Genomic DNA, 19,597 nt, shown 5'->3' on the forward strand with positions numbered 1-19,597 from the left:
TTCACCAGCTCAACTGGTTACATAATAGCACGATTGTAAATCTCCTTTAAATCTACAAATCATGGGAAAGTTTCACCTCAAAATTGCCAAAGATGGCCAGTTTTATTTTAATCTGAAGGCAGATAACAACCAGGTTATTCTATCCAGCGAAATGTACACCACGAAAGCTGCCTGTTTAAATGGTATTGAATCCGTAAAAACCAATTCCTCCCAGGATGGCCGTTACGACAGCCTTACCGCGAAGAACGGGAAATTCTATTTCACCCTGAAAGCCGCCAACGGACAGGTAATCGGGACAAGTGAGATGTATGAAAGTGAGGCCGCGAGAGATAACGGTATTGCATCCGTTAAGAAGAACGGACCGGATGCGGGTGTGGTAGAGGATTGAGTGTTAATTAGGAATTACAAATTACGAATTGCGAATTACGAATGTAGAAGCGAAGCGCTAACCGAAGATGAAAGGAGGACATTTAATAGTTATCTCTCTATCATCTTCGGTTAGCGCTTCGCTTCTACATTCGTAATTCGCAATTCGCAATTCGTAATTCTATTGCATCACGTGTTCCTGCATCTCAGCTCTTTGCTGAATTTGTTGCATAATACCGGCAATCACCCCTGCGTTGTGGGTAATAAATTCCGGATTAAACATCTCAGGATGCAGGCCGGTGCCATCGTAGGTATGGAAGCCGGAGGTACTGTTTTCGCTCCAGTTGCGCGATACTTCGGCAGCTTTCCATTCTTCTTTTGACATCAGCAGATGAATGTGGGCATTGGTAGTACCGTCATCTGTTTTACCGTTCATATAGGTGGTATAGCCGGCAATTTTGCTCATCGTATTTTTCTTCAGCGTTTCCAGGTAGTCAGGTGTTACGGAGAAGATAGACCAGTCTACAATTCTGTAGTAGGCCTCTACGGTGGCATCCAGCTCTTCTTTTGTTTTGGCCTTTGCTATATGCCTGCAATAGCTGTCAATCATGATGAGATCGGAAACTTCCCTGCCGGCGGCTTCTGTGTCCTTTGTTATTTCGAAGGCAAAGTTACCGCCCGCGGAATATCCTGCGAAGGTAAGCGGTCCTTCCGGCTGTAGTTCCTGCATCACCTGGATGTATTGCGCTGTTCTGTCTTCCTGTTCAAAGAAGTGGAAGCAGCAGAGGGTATAGTCAGGGAAATACTCTGCCAGTGCGGTGTAGATGAAGGAATAACCAATGGCGGGCGGGAAGAAGAAGATCGTTTTTTCTTTTCCGGGATTTACAACGGAATAGAATTCTTCTGCAGAGACGCTGCCAAATTCATTGATCATCGTTATCTTCTCTGCCAGCGCTTTGATGGTCGGGTAGGTGAATGCGGTTGTCAGCGGTATATTCACGTCCAGCTCCTTCTTGATCCGGTTCAATACCTGAATCAGTTTGATGGAATTGCCACCCAGCTCGAAGAAGTTATCGGTTGTGCCGACACGTTCCAGCTGCAGGGCATCCTTCCAGATGGCGGCCAGTGCTTTCTGAATGGGCCCTGCGGGTTCTTCAAACGGCCGTTCAGCGGCCTGCTGCTGTTGCGCCAGCACATCCAGCGCTTTCCGGTCTATTTTACCGCTGCTGGTCAGCGGCATTTTCTCTACACGGATACAGAACAGCGGCAGCATATAGCTGGGCAAAAGATCCGCCAGGAATGCGCGCACGGTGGAGTAGCCGTATTCCCGCTCTGATTCATAGAAGGTAGCAATCTGTTTTTCACCGTTGACGGTGGTGATGATGGCAGCGGTTACCCGGATGTTTTCCATCTTTGCCAGTGCATTTTCAATTTCTCCCAGTTCTATACGATAGCCTTTCAGCTTTATCTGTGTATCTTTTCTGCCGATACATTCAATACGTCCGTCTGCCAGCCATCTGCCGAGATCTCCGGATTTATATATTCTTTCTGTAGAAAGATTTTCATCCCGGAAAAACTTCTCTGCCGTCAGCGCTTCCTGGTTGCAATAGCCTCTGCCTACACCGGAACCGGCGATATAAATTTCGCCGACTACATTGACAGGCTGCAGCTGGCCATGGTCGCCGACGATGAGCACCTGTTCGTTCAGCAGCGGTTTACCGATGGTGATACGGTCGTCCTTTACTTCATCGGTGGTGCTGTAAATAGTGGTTTCCGTCGGGCCGCAGCTGGTGAATACGCGCAGGTGTTTATATCTCCTCAGTCCCCTGAATAATTCGCGTGGCACCGGCTCTCCGCCTGTGACCACCGTTTTCACACTATGCAGGAAACTCAGGCCGGTAGATTGCAGGAACAGCAGGAAGCGGGATGGCGTCATCTGTACGATGTTCACCTGGCGCGTGCGTATCATATCTACTATCTTCGGGAAGTCATTCAGCTCCTCATCGCCTGCAAGCAGTACACATACTCCGGTGAGCAGGCTGCCCAGTATTTCCATGACGGAGAGGTCGAAGGTGATATTACTGATGGCCAGCATTTTGTCGCCGGGACGGAAGCCGTATACCGGTTCCAGGTTGCGGACAAAGCTGGTCAGGTTCACATGTTCCAGCATAGCGCCTTTGGGTACCCCGGTGGAACCGGAGGTATAAATGATATAGGCGAGGTCGTCAGGCGAAATGTTTACCGGCAGCAGTTCCTGACGGTGCGTAGCTTCCCGCGCGGTGTGAATATTCAGCAATGGTAAGTTGTAGCTGTAGTCCTTGTCAGCTACGATCATGGTACAGCCGCTGTTGCTGAGAATGTATTCAATACGCTGTGCCGGGAACTGCGGATCTACCGGCACATAGGCGGCGCCGGTTTTCAGTATAGCCATGAGCGTTACCGGCATGTCGGTCGTACGCTGCAGCATCAGCGCTACTTTATCGCCGGTTTTTACCTGATATGTTTCCTGCAGGCAGATCGCAAGTGCGGTGGATTTTTCATCCAGTTCCCCGAAGGTGATGCTGCCGCTGGTAGTTTCCACGGCGGTGGCGGCGGCATGTTGCTGCACGATCTCTTTCCATACTTCAGGAATGGTAAGCCGCGGCGCATTAACATCCGGACTGCCGCCAAAGGCTTTCAGCAGGAGGGTTTCCGCTTCATCAGCCAGCACAATCTGTTTCAGCTGTTGCTGCGGAGCTGCCAGCACCTGTGTCAGGATATGCCTGAAATGATGCGCCAGCCGCTGCATAGAGGCTTCGGTAAACAGATTGGTGTTGTAGTTGAGCATCAGCGCGATATTACTGCCGGATTGAACGGTAAAGAAAGTAAGATCAAATTTGGCAATATTCACCTGCATCGGATGCGGCCTGAATGACAGCGCACCCTGGCTTTCCACCGGCTGGTGGCTGATGAACTGAAAGAGCAGATCGAACACCGGGTTGCGGCTGGGATCTCTTTTCAGCTGCAGCGATTCTACCAGTTCTTCAAAAGGATAATCCTGGTTTTCGAAAGCTGCCAACGCTGTTGTTTTTATCTCCAGCAGGAAATCTTCAAATGTTTTTTCTGCAGATGGATAGCTGCGGATAGCCAGCGTGTTGACGAACATGCCGATTACCTGTTCGAGGTCGGCATGGGTACGACCAGCTACCGGCGTGCCTATCACGATGTCTTCCAGCGAAGTGTATTTGGATACGAGTATATTGTACACCGCCAGCATCAGCATGTTCATGGTAATACCACGTGCAGCGATAAAGCCGGTCGCCTGTGTTACCAGATCCTCGCTGAGTTCCAGGACATGTACATTGCCGTCAAATGTCTGCGCAAGTGGCCTCGGCGCGTCAGATGGCAGGTCAATCACCGGCAGTTCGCCCTGCAGCTGCTGTAGCCAGTATTGTTTCTGTTTCGCTATAAGACCGTTGCCGGAAAGGGTTTGCTGCCAGGCTACATAGTCCTTGTATTGAACAGACAATGCGGGTAAGGCTGTATGGTTGTATAGCGCCCACAGTTCACGGAAGAAATTGCCGGTAGATACTTCATCGCTGATGATGTGATGTATATCATACAGCAGCAGATGATCTTCAGCAGATATTTCCATTACGGCGGCACGCAGCAGCGGCGCTTCTGCGAGGTTAAAGCTGCGGATGAAGGCAGCGGTGGCTGCTGAAGTATCTGCCTCGCTGCCGCGGGTACGTTCCAGGTGGAAGTTCACATGGTCGTGGATTACCTGTACCGGTTCGTCATTGACGAGTACGAAAGCGGTACGGAGACTTTCATGCCTGTCTGTCATCGCCTGGAAAGCTGCTTCCAGCCTGTCTGCATCCAATGGCCCCTGTATGCGTAAGCCACCGCAGATGTTATGGCTGATCTCTGCGCCCTTGAAATGACTGATGACAAACACTCTTTTCTGTGCAGAAGAGAGCGGGTAGTATTCCTGTACCGGCGCTTTCGGAATAGGTGTATAACTGCCGGCAACTGCCTGGTCGATATACGCTGCCAGCTTGCTGATAGTAGGATACCTGAATATATCTTTCAGAGAGATATTGGCTGCAGTAGCCTTGCGGATACGGGAAACCAGTACCATCGCGCGGAGCGACTGTCCGCCCATCTCGAAGAAATTATCATGCACGCCGATTTTATTTCTTTTCAGTATATCCTGCCAGATGGCCAGCAGCATCGTTTCTGCAGGTGTGGCAGGTACATCGTTTACGGCGCGTTGCTGATCGATATGGGAGAGCGGGTCCTGCAGTGCTTTTCTGTCTACCTTCCCGTTATGCGTTACCGGCAGCTGTTCCAGCGGAATGAACCAGGAAGGTATCATATGTTCCGGTAACTGCTGCTGCAACCTGTTTTTGATGTCTGTGGCGGGATTGCCGGAATGGCTGACATACCAGCACACCAGCTCTTTTTCCTGTTCAGCTCCGTATACGGTTACTACCACTTCTCTGATCTCCGGATCGCGGAGCAGCGCATTTTCAATTTCCTGCAGTTCTATCCGGAAACCGCGCACCTTCACCTGGTTATCGCTGCGGCCGATGAATTCGAGGTTGCCGTCCGGCAGCCATCGCGCAAGATCTCCGGTTCTGTAAACCCGTTCCCGGGTGTACGGATCGGTGATGAATTTCTGTGCCGTAATTTCCGGCTTGTTGATATAGCCTCTGGCCACACCTGTTCCGCCTATCCACAGCTCGCCCGCCTGCCCCGGTAAGGCACGTTGCTGCAGCGCATTGCTGATGAAATAGCTGTAGTTGACCAGCGGTTTACCCACCGGGGTATTACCTGCTGCCGGCAGCGCTGCAGAGGTAGTTTCATAGAAACCGGCGTCGATACAGGTTTCCGTAACACCGTAGCTGTTAAGTACGCGGATGCCGGGAGAAAGATGATCCACCAGTTTTTTGAAGGCAGGCAGAGAAATAGTGTCTGACCCTACAATCAGCAGCTTCAGCAGGGGGAGGTCCAGCCGTTCTTCGATGATGTAGTCCATCAACGGCATGACCAGTGCCGGCGTGGACTCCAGCACATTGATACCGTGCGTGGAAAGGAGGTCGTATACAGAAGCGGGATCCAGCCGGGTTTCAGCCGGACAGATCACCAGGCAACCACCGTTGCTGAGGATGCGTACCACATCGCCGGTGAATACGTCGAAGGAGAAACCAGCCATCTGCAACAGGCGCGGCGTAAACGTATCCAGCTGATATGCCATCCGCCAGGCGTGGTCAATATTGCTTAATGCACGATGTTCTACCATGACGCCTTTGGGATTGCCGGTAGTGCCGGAAGTATAGATCACATAGGCCAGCTGCTCCGGTAGAATAGTGACAGGCGCAGGCCGTGCACCGGTAGCGGAAATATCTTCTATCAGCACGGATGAAGGATGCATGGATGTCCAGGCAGACTGTGTCAGCAAAACTTTTGTTGCACAATCCTCCAGCATGTACCGGATTCTTTCCGGCGGATAGGAGGTGTCTATCGGCAGGTAGGCTGCTCCGGCCTTCAGTACGCCGAGTACTCCGACAATCATCCACTCGGAACGATCCACCATGATACCGACGATGTCTCCGGCTGTAATGCCCTGCTGCTGCAGGTATGCGGCTACTGCATCCGTGGCTTTGTCCAGCGCGGCGTAGGTGAGTTGTTGCTCTTTAAAAACTACTGCCACATTATCCGGATGCCGTTTTACCTGTGCGGCAAACAATTCAGGAATGTTCTTGTCTGTCTTACTGCCGTTGTGTATACCCATTTCATGAAGCTGCTGCAGCTCTGCTGTATGCAGGTATTGTACCTCTCGCAGCGGCATATCTGTCTGCAGTACCTGACTGAAGATATGTTGCAGGCGGTGAAGAAATCCTGCCCCGCTGAATATTTTTTCGTTGTAATCTAGTTTGAGCGTAAATCCGTCTGGCAGCTCCAGTACCCTTAACTCCAGCTGATTATCCAGTATGTGATAGACGCCACGGATAACGCCTGTTTTACTTGCTGTATCCGGTACTATGAAATGCTGATAGTTATAGTAGAAAGATAATTTCTCCTGCCCGATGATACTATTCTGTAATCCCAGGGAGATAAATCTCATATGGCCGGACGCCTTTTTCTGCTGATACAGATGGGCACATAGTTCCGGGAAAGTAGCGGTGTCCGTGAAAAAGGACCGTTCTATCAGCAACGGATATACGAAGGAGTGGGTTCCTGATCTGTTCATCTCCTCCTTGTTACGGCCTGCAATGTTCTCCCGGATACAGAAATCATAATCGGCTCCGCAGTAGTACCGGGTCAGCAGCGTAAAGGCTGCCTTGAAGAAGAGATGCGGCTGAATGCCGTGCTGTGCACAGTATTGCGATATCTGCCGTGCCGTGGCGCCGTTGACTTCCAGCTGCTCGTTGATGATGTTGTCTTCCGTTGCCAGCGCCCCGTTGTAGGTAAGCGGTTGCACGGCAGACAACCGCTGACGCCAGTAGGTTTCTACCGCTGCAGTATCAAATTTTGCCAGCTGTTCCATCACGCTGACGCGGAAAGGCGCCTGTGGTGTAAGGCTGACAGGCAATCCGGCCTGCAGCTCCTGATACGTTTTGTACGCTTTCTCAAACATCAGCCTGATAGTGATACCATCTGTAAATACGTGGTGCGCACTCATTAAAGCGATGTAATGCTGGTCGCTCACTTTAAGCAGGTAATGCTTAAAATACGGCAGCTCCAGGTCCTGGCTTTCGCCGTATTGCTCTACGACAGACAGTATACTGTTTTCAGCTGTTATTTTTCCGCTGATATCATCATACTGAAAATGCAGGGGCCCTTCCCTGAGCACGGCCTGATAGATAGTGCTCTCTTTGGTGATGAGCGCGGAACGCATGGTCACTTCCTGTTGTGTAATGGTTTTCATGGCTGCTTCCCATGCGGCAGCAGCTACCGGCTCATATATATCGAAGTAATAGAGCATGCGGAGCCGGTAGTTTTCCGGATCCAGCAGGCTGCTGATGGCAACATCGCGTTGTGTGGCATTCAGCGGATAGGCATCTTCATAGATGTTTTCATCCAGTTCCAGGTAGCGAAGCATCGCCTGGCTGTCTTCTACCGGCGGCGCATCCTGGCTGGCAGTATCTACTGCAGCGCTGATGGCTGCGATGGTTTGTGACGGCGCTGTGGCTATCGTACGGAGGATAGCGATGAAATTTTCCGCCATCTTTTCAATGGTGGATAATCTGAACAGGCTTTTGGCATAGCTGAAGATGAGCGCTATTTCTTCTCCGTCGGTAACAACGGATGCAGAGATGTCTGCTTTCACGCCTATATCGCTCCAGCCCATATCCACGGGATGAAGGGAGATATTGCCCGTCGCGGCCGGATGCGGCTCTGCATTGCGGTAACTGAAGAGGGTGCCGAACAGCGGATTGGCGTCTGTTGTCCGCACCAGTTCCAGCTTTTCCGCCAGTTCATCCATCGGGTACAGCTGATGATCCAGCGCGGTGAAGAAAGTATTCCGGAGCTGTTCCAGGAAAGCCGTGAAAGGTTGCTGCGGATCCAGGCTGGATTTAACCGGCAGCGTATTCACGAACATGCCCAGCAGATGATCCAGGTCAGGGTGAATACGGCCAGCCACCGGAGTGCCCACCACTATGTTCTGTTTGCCTGAATAGCTTGACAGCAGCAGGTTGTAGGCTGCCAGCGTCAGCAGGAAAAGAGAACTGCCCTGTTCGTTGACGAATTGTTTCAGCTGTGCAGCCAGGGTTTTATCTATATGTGTCAGGTGCAGACCGCCTTCCAGATTTTTTTCTTTGGAACGGGGATAGTCTGCAGGCAGTTCCAGCGACGTATCTTTATCTGCAAATAATTCCATCCAGTACTGCCGGTTCTTTTCAAAAGCATGGCTGCGGCTGTACTGCTGTAACCAGGCGGCATAATCGTGGAACTGTATTTTCAGCGGCTGGAGGGCCTCCCCGTGATACAGCGCCATCAGTTCCTGGAGGAAAACTTCCATGGAAATACCATCGCAGATGATATGGTGCGTGTCCAGCAGGAGGAAGCCCGCGTTGTTGCTTTGCTGAATGAACAGGCCCCGCAGCAATGGCGCCTGACTTAACTCAAACGGACGTACGAAATTATTGAAGTACTGCCGGGGATCAGGATGTGCATCCTGTATCACGGAGAGTGAGAAGGCGGCATCTGTAGTAATGTGCTGGCGGATGGTTTCATCCGTAAAGCTGAAACTGGTTCTGAGTACGGCATGTCTGGCGATCAGCTGCTGCAGTGCAGCTTCCAGTTTACCGGTATCCACTTCGCCTTTTACCTGCAGGATAGATGGCACGTTATAGTTGGTGGCGGCAGGATTCAGCATGTAACTGAGATACAGACCCGTTTGTGCAAAGGATGCGGGCGCCTGTGTGGCATCAGCAGCCACGGGGATTTCCAGCTGAACGGCTTTTTCTGTCTGCCTGATAAAGGCTGCCAGCTGCCGGATGCTGTTGTTGACGAACATCTGCCGTAACGGAATTTCTACCTGCAGTTCGCGGAGTATGATGGTGATGAGCCTGGCAGCTTTGAGGGAATGTCCGCCCAGCTGAAAGAAGTTATCCTTCACGCTGACAGGAGAAACATGCAAGAGCTCCTGCCAGATGGCCAGCAGCCTTTCTTCCAGGGCATCTGCGGGCATATCTTCGGCAGTAAGCACACGTATTTCTTCTTCCGGCCGTGGTAATCTGCGCATATCGGTTTTGCCGTTGGCAGTGACGGGTATGTCCTTCAGCAGCATAAACCTGGCGGGAATCATGTATTCCGGCAGGATACCGGCCAGGTAGGTATGCAGTTCTGTCATAACAACGGGCCCGGCAGGAACGATCCAGGCGCAGAGATATTTATTGCTGTATTCATCTTCCAGTGGCCCTACTACTACTTTATCCACCGCAGGATGATTCAGTAGTACGCTGGCTATTTCTCCCGGCTCTATGCGGTAACCGCGGATTTTTACCTGGTTATCTTTTCTGCCGATGAAGATGATATTACCATCCTGCGTCCATCTGCCCAGATCTCCGGAGCGGTACATCTTTTGTCCGCTATGGAAAGGATCTGCTACAAATTTCTCTGCCGTCAGCGCTTCGTTGTTAAGATAGCCGGAAGCGACGCCTGCACCAGCAATACATATTTCGCCCGGAACACCGGCAGGAACGGGTTGCAGGGCATCGTTCAGGATATATACCCGCTGATTGCCCACCGGTTTGCCGATGGATACATTTTCGCCGGAAGGAGGAAGGGGCTCATACCTGAGTGCGCTGCAGAAAACGGTGGTCTCTGCAGGACCATACGCATTGAGGATTTCCAGACCCGGAATAAGTGTGCAGTAGTTATACAGCAGCGTGTCTTTGATCGCTTCCACTCCCACGAATAATTTGTTGAGGGCAATGGGGGTATTGTTCTGCTGCAGCTGATCGTAGAGATCTTTCAGCAATACCGGTGGAATATAGGCATGGGTGATCTGCTGCTTTTTCAGGAATGCGGCCAGGCGGCCGGCATCAAACAGATCGTCTTCATCCAGCACTACCAGGGTAGCACCGCTGGTGAGCGTCATGAAGAATTCGACGATGCTGGCGTCAAAGGAGATGTTGGCAAGTGCCAGCACGCGGTCGGTGATGTTAATACCGGACCGGAAATGCTGCTGGTAGGTCAGTACCAGGTTAGCAGCGCTGCCCTGTTTTATCGCAATGCCTTTAGGACGGCCGGTGGAACCGGAGGAGTAGATGATATAGGCGGTATCATCCGGAGTATGCGCTACCGTGAAATCCGCCAGGGTATCATCGCCGGTAATACTGTCCAGCAGCAGGATGCGGCTGCTGTCGTTACGAAAGCAATCTGCTTTCTGCTGCATCACCTGCTGCGTGGTGAGGATCATTTTTGCCTGGCTGTCCTGCAATATAAAATGGATGCGGTCATCCGGGTAATTAGCATCCACGGGCAGGTAGGCTGCGCCGGATTTGAGAATACCCAGCATACCGGTAATCATCTTTTCAGAGCGGTCGCATACGAGTGCAACTACATCTCCTTTACCTATATTTCTTTCTTTCAGCAGGGTGGCTACCTGTAGCGCCTGAAGCTGTAGTTCGCTGTAGGAAAGGGTTTTGTTGCCATATACTACGGCCGGCTGTGCAGGATGCAGTGCTGCCTGTTTTTCGAACAACTGTGAAACAGTGAGATGCTGCTCCGGATAATCAACGGCAGTATCATTGAATGTTTCCAGCAACAACTGTTTTTCCGCGGCAGACAGAAAATCGATTCCTGCAACCGTGATGGCTGGTTGTGCGGTGATGACCTGCAGGATACTTTCCATATGCGTAGCCATCTGTGTAATAAACCAGGGAGCATAACTGCCGGCACCCTGTATTTCCAGCGCAAAGGAATTTTCTGTACGCCTGAAATCAAATGCCAGCAAAGATTGTGGCTGATAAATATTTTTTCCTGTCAGCGGCAGATAGGAAAATGAATAATTAAAAAGGGATGATACCGGACCTGTCAGGGTTTCGTACCGCTCCGTAAATTTCTCAAACGGATAATCCCTGTGACGGTATGCTGCTTTAAGTTCTTCCTGGAAAGACTGCAGTAGTTGTCTGACCGTACTGGAGGGCAGCACCTGTGCGCTGAGGAACAGCGGTGATACTGACGGGCTTCCACCGGATAACACAGGAGCCGGACCAGCAGCCAGCAGGGAATCAGCGCCGGTATATTTATGCAGCAGCAGGAATAGTCCCGTAGCCAGGAACGCATAGATGGCAGTATCCTGGTCGTTGCAGACTTTCTTCAGCGCAGCGGCGGTAGGGTCCTGAAATATTAAAGTGTATGCATGACGTGTTTCCGTTGCCGCAGGCGTATTAACGGGGCTGACTGCAATCAGCTCCTGCCTGCCGGCTTTTTCCACCCAGTAATCAGTGGCAATTTTTAATTGAAGAGAGGTGTTCATAATTAAACAAGGTTTTTTGCGGGACGAGACATGTTTCCGTTTAAAAATTAAAGGCAAAATTCAGATCATCTGCTTCCTGGGTATTTTCTTCCGGAAGCTTGAATGAAAATTCATGGATATGGTATGCCGGATGTTGCAGTATATCCTGCAACAGCGCCATGAACCGCTCTTTTATCAGTAGTATGGATTCTTCTTCAAACAACATGGTATTGTATTCCAGCTTTACCGGCCAGTTGCCGGCTTTTTCGTTGACCTCCATCGTAAGGTCGAACTGTGCGGTGGCAGTATTCAGCGGATAAGGCGTTACCGTGATATTATCCAGGCGCATGGCCGGAATATCGATATTCTGCAATACGAATACTGCATCAAACAACGGGTTCCGTGATGGTTCCGTTACCGGATTCAGTTTTTCCACCAGTCTGGCAAAAGGATAATCCTGGTGTTCATATGCATTCAGGGAATTTTCCTTTACTTCTGCCAGGAACTGCATAAAAGTTTTATCTGCTGCCGGCCTGTTTCTTAATACCAGCGTATTGACGAACATCCCGATCACATTGTCCAGATCGCTGTGGGAGCGGCCTGCAATAGGAGAGCCTACGATGATCTCTTCCTGTCCGCTGTATTTATGCAGCATAATGTTATAGGCTGCCAGCAACACCATAAAAGGTGTAGTGCCTGTAGATGCAGAGAGGGCCTGTACCTGTTGCACTACTTCAGCAGGAATATCGAAATGTAATTTAGCGCCGGCGAATGCCTGTACAGTCCCGCGGGGCTTATCCACGGGCAGCTGTAACACCGGCAGGTTGCCGGAGAGCTGCTGCAGCCAGAACTGCTCCGGTGCAGCGAGTGCACCGTTGTTGAATAATTCATGCTGCCACATCACAAAATCCTTGTACTGTATTTTCAGTGGCGAAGGCGTCTGGCGGTGATACAGCTGTATCAGTTCTGACAGCAGCACGCCGAGTGACAGTCCGTCTGAAATGATATGGTGCATGTCGAACAGCAGCAGGTGTCTGTTGTCTGAAAGTGTGGCTACACCTGCCCGCAGCAGCGGCGCCTGGGTGAGATCAAACGGCTGTACGAAGGCGTCTCTGATAGCTTCCGGCGACTCGTGGCTGTTGATGGCCTGCAGCTTGAATTGTACAGCAGGTTGGATGACCTGTACGGGTGTTGCATTTTTTTCATGGAAGCTGGTACGCAGACTTTCATGCCGGTCGCATAGCGCCTGGAAGGCGGCTTCCAGCCGGCCGAAGTCAGGTGCGCCATCCAGCTGCCAGACAGCAGGCAGGTTATACACCAGCGTGTCGCTGTAGTTCTGCTGTATTAACCAGAGGCGCAGCTGCGCTTCTGCCAGCGGGTAATGTTCCTGCGGCGCCGCAGGACGTATAGCCTTATACGTTATCCGCTGCGTGCCGTTGGCAACCAGCTCGTCCACGCTGGCAGCAAGGGTTTTGACAGTAGCAAAGGCAAATATGTCTTTGAAGATCAGTTTCAGCCCGAATTCTTTTTCGATAATGGAAATAACACGGGTGGCCATCAGGGAGTGGCCGCCCAGGCGGAAGAAATCATCCTGGAGGGAAAGTGATTCCAGCTTTAATACGTCAATCCAGATGGCGGCGATCTTCTTCTCGGTAGGCGTCCAGTCATCACGCAGGATAGCCTGTACCACAGCGGGATCTGTTGTTGCGGAAGACATAGCTGTTGGCTGGGCGGGAGCTACGGGGGCCGTTACATCGGGAAGGATATTTTCCTGTGGTAACAGCTCTCTCAGCCAGCAGCGCAGTTTTTCAAACTGATAGGCAGGCAGTATAGCCTTACGGCCTTTTTCTGCTGCTGCATATTTTTGCCAGTCTGCCTCAAACTGCTGGAGGTATAGCGTTTGTGCTATCTCCAGCGGGGAGGTATTTACGCAGGCTACCTGATAGAGGAATGCCTTATCCGGATAGTTGATGGTACGGAGTCCGGCAGACAGGCATCCTTCCGGTCCCAGCTCCAGGAACAGCACGCGGGAGTCTGCCGTTTCCCTTTCGATCAGCCCTGTCAGTTTCTGTTCCAGGGAGGAGAAGGTAGTGTCGGCGGAATTGCATTGCTGCAGGGCTTCTTCGAGGGTAAGTTCCTGAAGGGCTACCGCCACAACAAGGTCGCCGGTGCCTACGCCCAGCAGGTCAGAGGTAATCAGTCCTCTTTCTTCAGCGAAGCGGTACAGGGCATACTGCAATACAAATCTGCGGATGGCGTCTGTAGCGGTGGTATAATATGGTGCGCATTCGTCTGCATATTTTTTTATCTCCGGGTAAGTGCCGGTGATTTCCGTCAGCAGCTGTGTGCTGACCACTGCATCTCCGGAGAAAAGGAATATGATCTTCTTCACCGGTTCTTTCACCGTGGTGATGGCGGCGGCAGAGAGCTGACGCCACAGCGATGCTTTTGAGTCGGCTATCAGGGAAACCCGGTAAGGGTAATGATTGCGGCCGGTACTTAACGTATAGCTGATGTCGGGTAATGCGGCGCTGCCAGGCTCTGACAGGTAGCTGCCGAATTTATGCAGGTATGTCTGCAGGCTTTTTTCCGTGCGGGCAGAGAAACTGAATATATGCATACCGGTATCTTCATCCTGGCTGCCGGTTGCCGGCGCTTCTTCCAGCAGTATGTGGCAGTTGGTGCCGCTGAGGCCGAAGGAGCTGACGCCCGCTCTTCTCGGAAAGGGAGCGTCCCAGGCAGTATAGGCCGCGTTGACGTAGGTCACTGAATTTTTAAAGTCAATGAACGGATTGGGCTGATGGAAATGTACCGAAGGATACAGTTCCTTATGCTGGAGGGAGAGCACTGCTTTTATCAGGCCGGAAATGCCCGCTGCGCTTCCGGTATGGCCGATATTACTTTTGATGGAAGACACTGCGCAGCAGTGTTTTTCCGCTGTATGTCCCCTGAAGGCGATGTCAATACCGGATATCTCAATAGGATCGCCGAGCTTGGTGCCGCTGCCATGTGCTTCTATATACGAAACGCTGGCAGGAGCTATACCGGCTTTAGTCCATACCTTGCGGATCACTTCTGACTGTGCCTGGCTGCTGGGGGCGGTGAGGCTGCCGGACAGCTGTGCGTCCTGGTTAGCCGCGCTGCCTTTGATGATGGCGTAAATAATATCATTATCTGCCAGCGCTTTGTCCAGGGGCTTCAGGAGTACGCAACCCACTGCTTCGCCGGCGCCGGCGCCATCTGCATCTGCAGCAAAGCTGCGGGTTTTGCCATCGCGGGACATGATACCGAGATCCGGATTACCGGTTTTTTCTTCGGGGAAAAGTATCAGGCGTACACCACAGGCCAGCGCGTAGGAGGCATCGCCGCTATGCAGTTCATTGCAGGCCATGTGCACCGCCAGCAGGGAAGAAGAGCAGGCGGTATCCAGCATAAGGGCGTTGCCCCTGAAGTTGAAGAAGCGCGCAATACGGCCGGCAGTGGTGGCATTGGTATTACCGGTGATGATGGTAGGGTCAAAGCGTTCTGCCAGCTGTGCGTATTCCTGTTCGGTATCTCCGATGAATACAGCAGTATCGGTGCCATGGAAGTAGTCGGCCGCATAGCCGGAACTGTCAATGGTTTCATACACCACTTCCAGCAGCAGCCGCTGATGAGGGTCCATATATTCTGCTTCGGCGCGGGAGATATTGAAAAACCGGTAGTCGAATTTATCGATGTCTTCCAGGTAACCTATTTCCATAAAGGATTTACCGGGAGCCATGGTGGTGGCGGATCTCCTTTCAGCGGAAAATTCGCGTACGCTGTCTCTTCCTGCTGTCAGGTTCCTGCGCAGTTCGGCAATATTGCCAGCTTCGGGGAATCGTCCCGCCATTCCGATGATTGCAATATCTTTCATGATGTATGTGTTGACAGTTTTATATAGTCAGGATAACTAACATTATCATTCAGGGGGTGTGTCAGGATTACGCCGCCGTTGTCCAGCTTACCGGACTCGGTGAAGCCTGCAAATTTGTAGGTGATGTACATGACCCGGTTCCGGTCTGTAGGCAGGAATTCCGCTTCCAGGCGGAAACCCTTTTCCCGTGCGGAGTTCATGATATAGTGCAGCAGTACGGTGCCTACGCCGCGGGACATGACGCGGCAGGACATGAGCAGTAGTTTCAGTGTCCAGGTATCTCCGTTGCGTTCCACCATAGCCACACCGATTTTGCCGTAAGAGCCGTATTTGTCTGTCAGCTCTGCTACAAACAGCTGATGGTCCGGGGACTTCAGCAGGGCTTCCAGTTCCTCATAAGAGTAGGAGTAGCCGGTGGCATTCAGCTGGTTGGTGCGGATGGTTAATTCTTCTACTCTTTGCAGATCGTTGACGGTAGCGGGTTGTATGGAGAATGCCAGTTGCAGCGATTCCAGGAACTGGCGGTTGTTGCCGATTTCCTGTTCTTCCAGGTTTCTGATATCGTCGTCGATATACATTTTTCTTCTGAGGGAAGATTCATCTGTAATGAAGCGGGGTTTGAACTCCTGCAGGATGTTGCCGATAACGTCTACATCGAGGCAGCGTACCTGTTCATGTACAAAGGCTACCTCGTCGCGTTCAAAGGGCTGGTCATCGATAAAAACGATGGCATCCATGCCGATGTTGAGCTTCTCCCTGATTCTGCCAATGGAGCCGGATTTCAGGTCCCAGTTAATCTGCGGGTACAGAAAATATTCACGGATACCAAATTCTTCCAGCATCCGGATGGCATCTTCATGATTGTTTTTGCTGGCGATGGAGTTGATGATACCCCAGCTGTCCAACGTTTTCAGAATGTCCGTAATATCCTTTCTCAATGTCAGCTGATCATTTTCAGAAAGGATACCGTGCCAGATGGTATGATCGAGATCCCATACTACGCACTTGACCGGTTTTTTCCGGTTATTGGCTGAGGGAGTGCCTGCTATGCGGTTAACTGTGTTTTCCATAAACGGTTTTGTTGCTGTTGTTTACACTTCAATCAGGACGCTGCTCCAGGCAGCTACCGGACTGTTGTTCATAATGAGCACTTTTTCGCCTTTCTGAAAAAGGCCTGCGTTGATGCCGGTCTGGTAGTTGAGAAAAATATCGCCTGCACCCAGGTGACCATATTGCGCCAGATTCATGGCACAAACCGGTGAGATCTGTATGTCAAAGGCAGACTGATAATATTCATATGCCCTGGCGGAAATGTTCTGCATCAGGTAGTGATGCACCTCCTGCGGGGCAATGCCCTGGCGGCTCAGCAGTGTTTCATTGATTTCGCGGAACCTGTTTTTACTTTCGATGGCCAGCTCGAAGCCATATCTTCGTACGTCCGTACACGTTTCCCTGTACTGGTCAGGCGTCAGGTGCTGGTATTCCAGTTTAAACAGATCCCAGTAGCGGCCGTTGGTCTGAATGTCGGCGGCCACTATTTTGTTTTCACTGTTCCTGGTAACCAGTGCTGCCACGCCGCCGTCGCCCATAATGGTAACGGGGTTCCGGAAGCGGTAGCGGGAGATGAGTTTGTTGCCATAACAGATCAGTACATTGGATGCGCTGCGGTTGGCTGCCAGGTGGTCTTTTGCGAGCTTCAGCGCCATAGAGCTGTCAGCGCATCCCAGGTTGGAGATGGCAAAGCTGATGGCATTATGCGCACCGATATCCTGTTGCAGGCGTGTACTTTCAGAACTGATAAACTGTTCCGGCATACGGCTCTGCAGGTAAATGATAAGATCGATGGAAGCCGGACTGATGCCGGTTTCCTGCAGCAGTTTTTCGCTGGCGCCCAGCGCCAGTGCATAGCTGCTGATGCTGCCTGCATCGTATACGGTGTTGATACCGCAGGTATTGAAGTAGGTTAGTTCGTTTTCTCCCAGGCTGTTTTTCTCTTCCAGGGACTGAACAGAAACGGGCGTACCGGGTGTATAGATGGCAATGGAATGAATACCTGTCATAATGATGAATTATAAAATCGTGTCTAATCCGGCGATGCTGTGGTCTGCGATCAGTATCTGCTGTATTTCTGTGGAGCCTTCAATGATTTCCATCACTCTGGCATCGCGGAAATAGCGTTGAATGGAGAGACTGTCGTGGCACCCGAGCGCGCCATGCAACTGTACGGCGTCTGCGGCAACGGTGTTGGCTATACGCGAAGCGTGGTACTTGGCCAGCGATGTCTGGATAATGCTGTCAGGATCCTTTTTGTCGCGCAGGAAGCCGGCATTGCGGCAGAGCAGGGTGGCGGCCTTCACTTCTGTGACCATATTGGTGATCTTCTGTTTGGTCAGCTGATGATCTTTCAGCAGCTGTCCGTACTGCTGGCGGGTTCTGGCGTACTGAATACTGTCTTCCAGGCAGGCGCGGGCTATACCCAGCGAGCCGCAGGCTACGCTGTAGCGGCCGTTGTCCAGCGCAGTATTCACAATCTGCGGAAGGCCCCAGCCTTTGCGGCCGAGGATATTCTCTGCCGGCACCACACAATGCTTCAGGTGTATCTCTGCTATCATGGAAGCGCGCGTACCCAGGATGCCCTCCATGGGTTTGATGGTCAGCCCCGGTGTGTTACGTTCTACCAGAAAGGCGGTGATGCCCTGTTCTCCCCGTGCAACGATGACATACAGGTCTGCAATCTGCGCAAACGTGATCCATTTCTTTACACCATTCAGCTCATAGCTGCCGTTCTGCTCCGTGTAGCTGGTTTTGATACCGGCGGTATCGCTGCCGGCATCCGGTTCGGATAGTCCGAAGGCTGCCAGTTTAAGCCCTCTGGCCAGCAACGGCAGCCAGTGTTCCTTCTGCCCTTTGGTACCCCAGCGCAGGATGGTTTCCGCAGTGAGTGAAGTATGTACTGTAATCAGACTACGGGTAGAAGAACAGGCGCGGCCTATCTCTTCATTCAGCAATCCGTAAGACAGCTGATCCATGCCTCTGCCGCCGTATTCAACCGGGAGGGTAGCGCCCAGGTAACCCTGTTCACCCAGCTGCTGAATAAGTTCCAGCGGAATATAGCCTTCCTTGTCATATGCATTGGCATACGGCAGCAGCTCGGTATCCACAAAGCTCCGGAACTCTTTGCGGAGTGCCTGCTGTGTTGCGGTTAATTCCAGGTTCATCTGTTATTTATCTTTCTTTTTAAGAATAAATGCTTCCAGGTTTTCTACCGTGCTGAAATTTTGCAGGTTCAGGTCTTCATTCTCCACGGTGATATCGAAAGACTGTTCGAGGAATACGACCAGTTCCAGTGCAAAGAGAGAGTTGACAAGTCCTGCCGCGAAAATATCTTCGGCGTCATTGAACTGGATATCCTGTCCTACACGTTTACGGAGAAATTCCCTGATGATTGTTCTGGCGCCGGCCTGTGTTGTTGTGTCCATGTAATAATTGCTTTTGTGTGATGAAGTATTTTGTTGGATGACTGCTTAGTATTTATAAAAACCTTCCTTACTTTTTCTGCCGTGTAAACCTGCGTCCACCATCTTTTTGAGGAGGGGAGCGGGACGGAATTTCGGGTCGTTGTAGCTGGCGAAGAGTACATCGAGGGTATAGAGGATGGTATCCAGGCCAATGAGGTCGGCAGTTTCGAGTGGCCCCATTTTATGGCCGAAGCACTCCCGGAATATTTTGTCAATATCCGGAACAGTGGCAACGCCGTCCTGCAGGGTAAATACGGCCTCATTCACGGTGAGCATCAATACCCTGTTGGAAACAAATCCGGGGTAATCGTTCACCACCACGCCGGTCATCTTTACAGACTGCAGCAGCTCCTGTGTGATGCTGATGGTAGCTTCGGTGGTGTGATAGCCACGGATCACTTCCACGGTAGGTTTCAGGTGCACCGGATTCATGAAGTGGATACCGTTGACCTGCTGCGGATGTTGCAGGAAGGAGGCCAGCCGGGTTACAGAAACAGCGGAGGTATTTACAGCGAGAATCGCATGATCTGCCAGGATACCGTTCAGCTGCCGGTATAAATTTTCTTTGAGGGAAATATTCTCCGTAATATTTTCAATGATGTAATCTGCCGCAGATACGGACTGCAGGTCAGCGGTAAACGTGATTTTGTCGAGCACGTTTACGGTACTGGCGGATTTGTGCAGCATTCTGTCCAGTCTTTCGATATTACGGATCTCCTTTCTGGCATGCTCCAGTGCTGCTTCGGAGTTGTCGGTCAGTAACACGGGGTAGCCGTATTTGGCAAACTGGTAGGCAACGCCCTGGCCCATTACGCCCGCTCCGATTACAGCAATTGTTTTGATAGTGGTCATGTACGGTTT

The 19,597-nt window shown here is 51.5% G+C and carries 8 protein-coding genes; 1 reads left to right on the forward strand and 7 read right to left on the reverse strand.

What is annotated here, in order from left to right:
- Positions 1 to 61: 61 nt before the first annotated feature.
- A complete protein-coding gene (locus GWG06_RS10060; RefSeq protein ID WP_127035036.1) occupies positions 62 to 388 on the forward strand; it encodes a YegP family protein in 327 nt (108 codons plus the stop codon).
- Between the two features lie 159 nt (positions 389 to 547).
- Here the strand turns inward: GWG06_RS10060 and GWG06_RS10065 are convergent, their stop codons facing one another.
- The 7 genes from GWG06_RS10065 to GWG06_RS10095 are packed head-to-tail and all read right to left on the reverse strand — an operon-like array spanning position 548 to position 19,588.
- On the reverse strand, positions 548 to 11,341 hold the full coding sequence (locus GWG06_RS10065) for a non-ribosomal peptide synthetase (protein WP_160712988.1): 10,794 nt from the start codon (positions 11,339 to 11,341) through the stop codon (positions 548 to 550).
- Between the two features lie 40 nt (positions 11,342 to 11,381).
- Positions 11,382 to 15,218, reverse strand: coding sequence for a condensation domain-containing protein (locus GWG06_RS10070; protein ID WP_160712990.1), 3,837 nt, complete (start codon positions 15,216 to 15,218; stop codon positions 11,382 to 11,384).
- Positions 15,215 to 16,288, reverse strand: a complete 1,074-nt coding sequence (locus GWG06_RS10075; protein ID WP_160712992.1) for an HAD-IIIC family phosphatase — start codon at positions 16,286 to 16,288, stop codon at positions 15,215 to 15,217. The genes GWG06_RS10070 and GWG06_RS10075 overlap by 4 nt, the downstream gene beginning before the upstream one ends.
- 21 nt (positions 16,289 to 16,309) lie before the next feature.
- Complete coding sequence (locus tag GWG06_RS10080) at positions 16,310 to 17,278, reverse strand: 3-oxoacyl-[acyl-carrier-protein] synthase III C-terminal domain-containing protein (RefSeq protein ID WP_160712994.1); 969 nt, start codon at positions 17,276 to 17,278, stop codon at positions 16,310 to 16,312.
- 9 nt (positions 17,279 to 17,287) lie between these two features.
- A complete protein-coding gene (locus tag GWG06_RS10085; protein ID WP_160712996.1) occupies positions 17,288 to 18,436 on the reverse strand; it encodes an acyl-CoA dehydrogenase family protein in 1,149 nt (382 codons plus the stop codon).
- Positions 18,437 to 18,439: 3 nt separating this feature from the next.
- Entirely contained in the window at positions 18,440 to 18,697 is a 258-nt protein-coding gene (locus GWG06_RS10090; RefSeq protein WP_160712998.1) for an acyl carrier protein, read from the reverse strand.
- 45 nt (positions 18,698 to 18,742) lie between these two features.
- The gene (locus GWG06_RS10095) at positions 18,743 to 19,588 is read right to left on the reverse strand and encodes a 3-hydroxyacyl-CoA dehydrogenase family protein (RefSeq protein WP_160713000.1); all 846 of its coding nucleotides are present in this window, start codon (positions 19,586 to 19,588) and stop codon (positions 18,743 to 18,745) included.
- Between the last annotated feature and the right edge of the window lie 9 nt (positions 19,589 to 19,597).

The organism is Chitinophaga solisilvae, assembly GCF_009928525.1.
In the GTDB taxonomy this organism is placed as follows: domain Bacteria; phylum Bacteroidota; class Bacteroidia; order Chitinophagales; family Chitinophagaceae; genus Chitinophaga; species Chitinophaga solisilvae.

What these genes read in the sequence shown, in the direction of transcription:
- GWG06_RS10060 (WP_127035036.1), top strand. Translation starts at nt 62, where the DNA reads ATGGGAAAGTTTCACCTCAAAATTGCCAAAGATGGCCAGTTTTATTTT.
- GWG06_RS10065 (WP_160712988.1), bottom strand. Translation starts at nt 11,341, where the DNA reads ATGAACACCTCTCTTCAATTAAAAATTGCCACTGATTACTGGGTGGAA.
- GWG06_RS10070 (WP_160712990.1), bottom strand. Translation starts at nt 15,218, where the DNA reads ATGAAAGATATTGCAATCATCGGAATGGCGGGACGATTCCCCGAAGCT.
- GWG06_RS10075 (WP_160712992.1), bottom strand. Translation starts at nt 16,288, where the DNA reads ATGGAAAACACAGTTAACCGCATAGCAGGCACTCCCTCAGCCAATAAC.
- GWG06_RS10080 (WP_160712994.1), bottom strand. Translation starts at nt 17,278, where the DNA reads ATGACAGGTATTCATTCCATTGCCATCTATACACCCGGTACGCCCGTT.
- GWG06_RS10085 (WP_160712996.1), bottom strand. Translation starts at nt 18,436, where the DNA reads ATGAACCTGGAATTAACCGCAACACAGCAGGCACTCCGCAAAGAGTTC.
- GWG06_RS10090 (WP_160712998.1), bottom strand. Translation starts at nt 18,697, where the DNA reads ATGGACACAACAACACAGGCCGGCGCCAGAACAATCATCAGGGAATTT.
- GWG06_RS10095 (WP_160713000.1), bottom strand. Translation starts at nt 19,588, where the DNA reads ATGACCACTATCAAAACAATTGCTGTAATCGGAGCGGGCGTAATGGGC.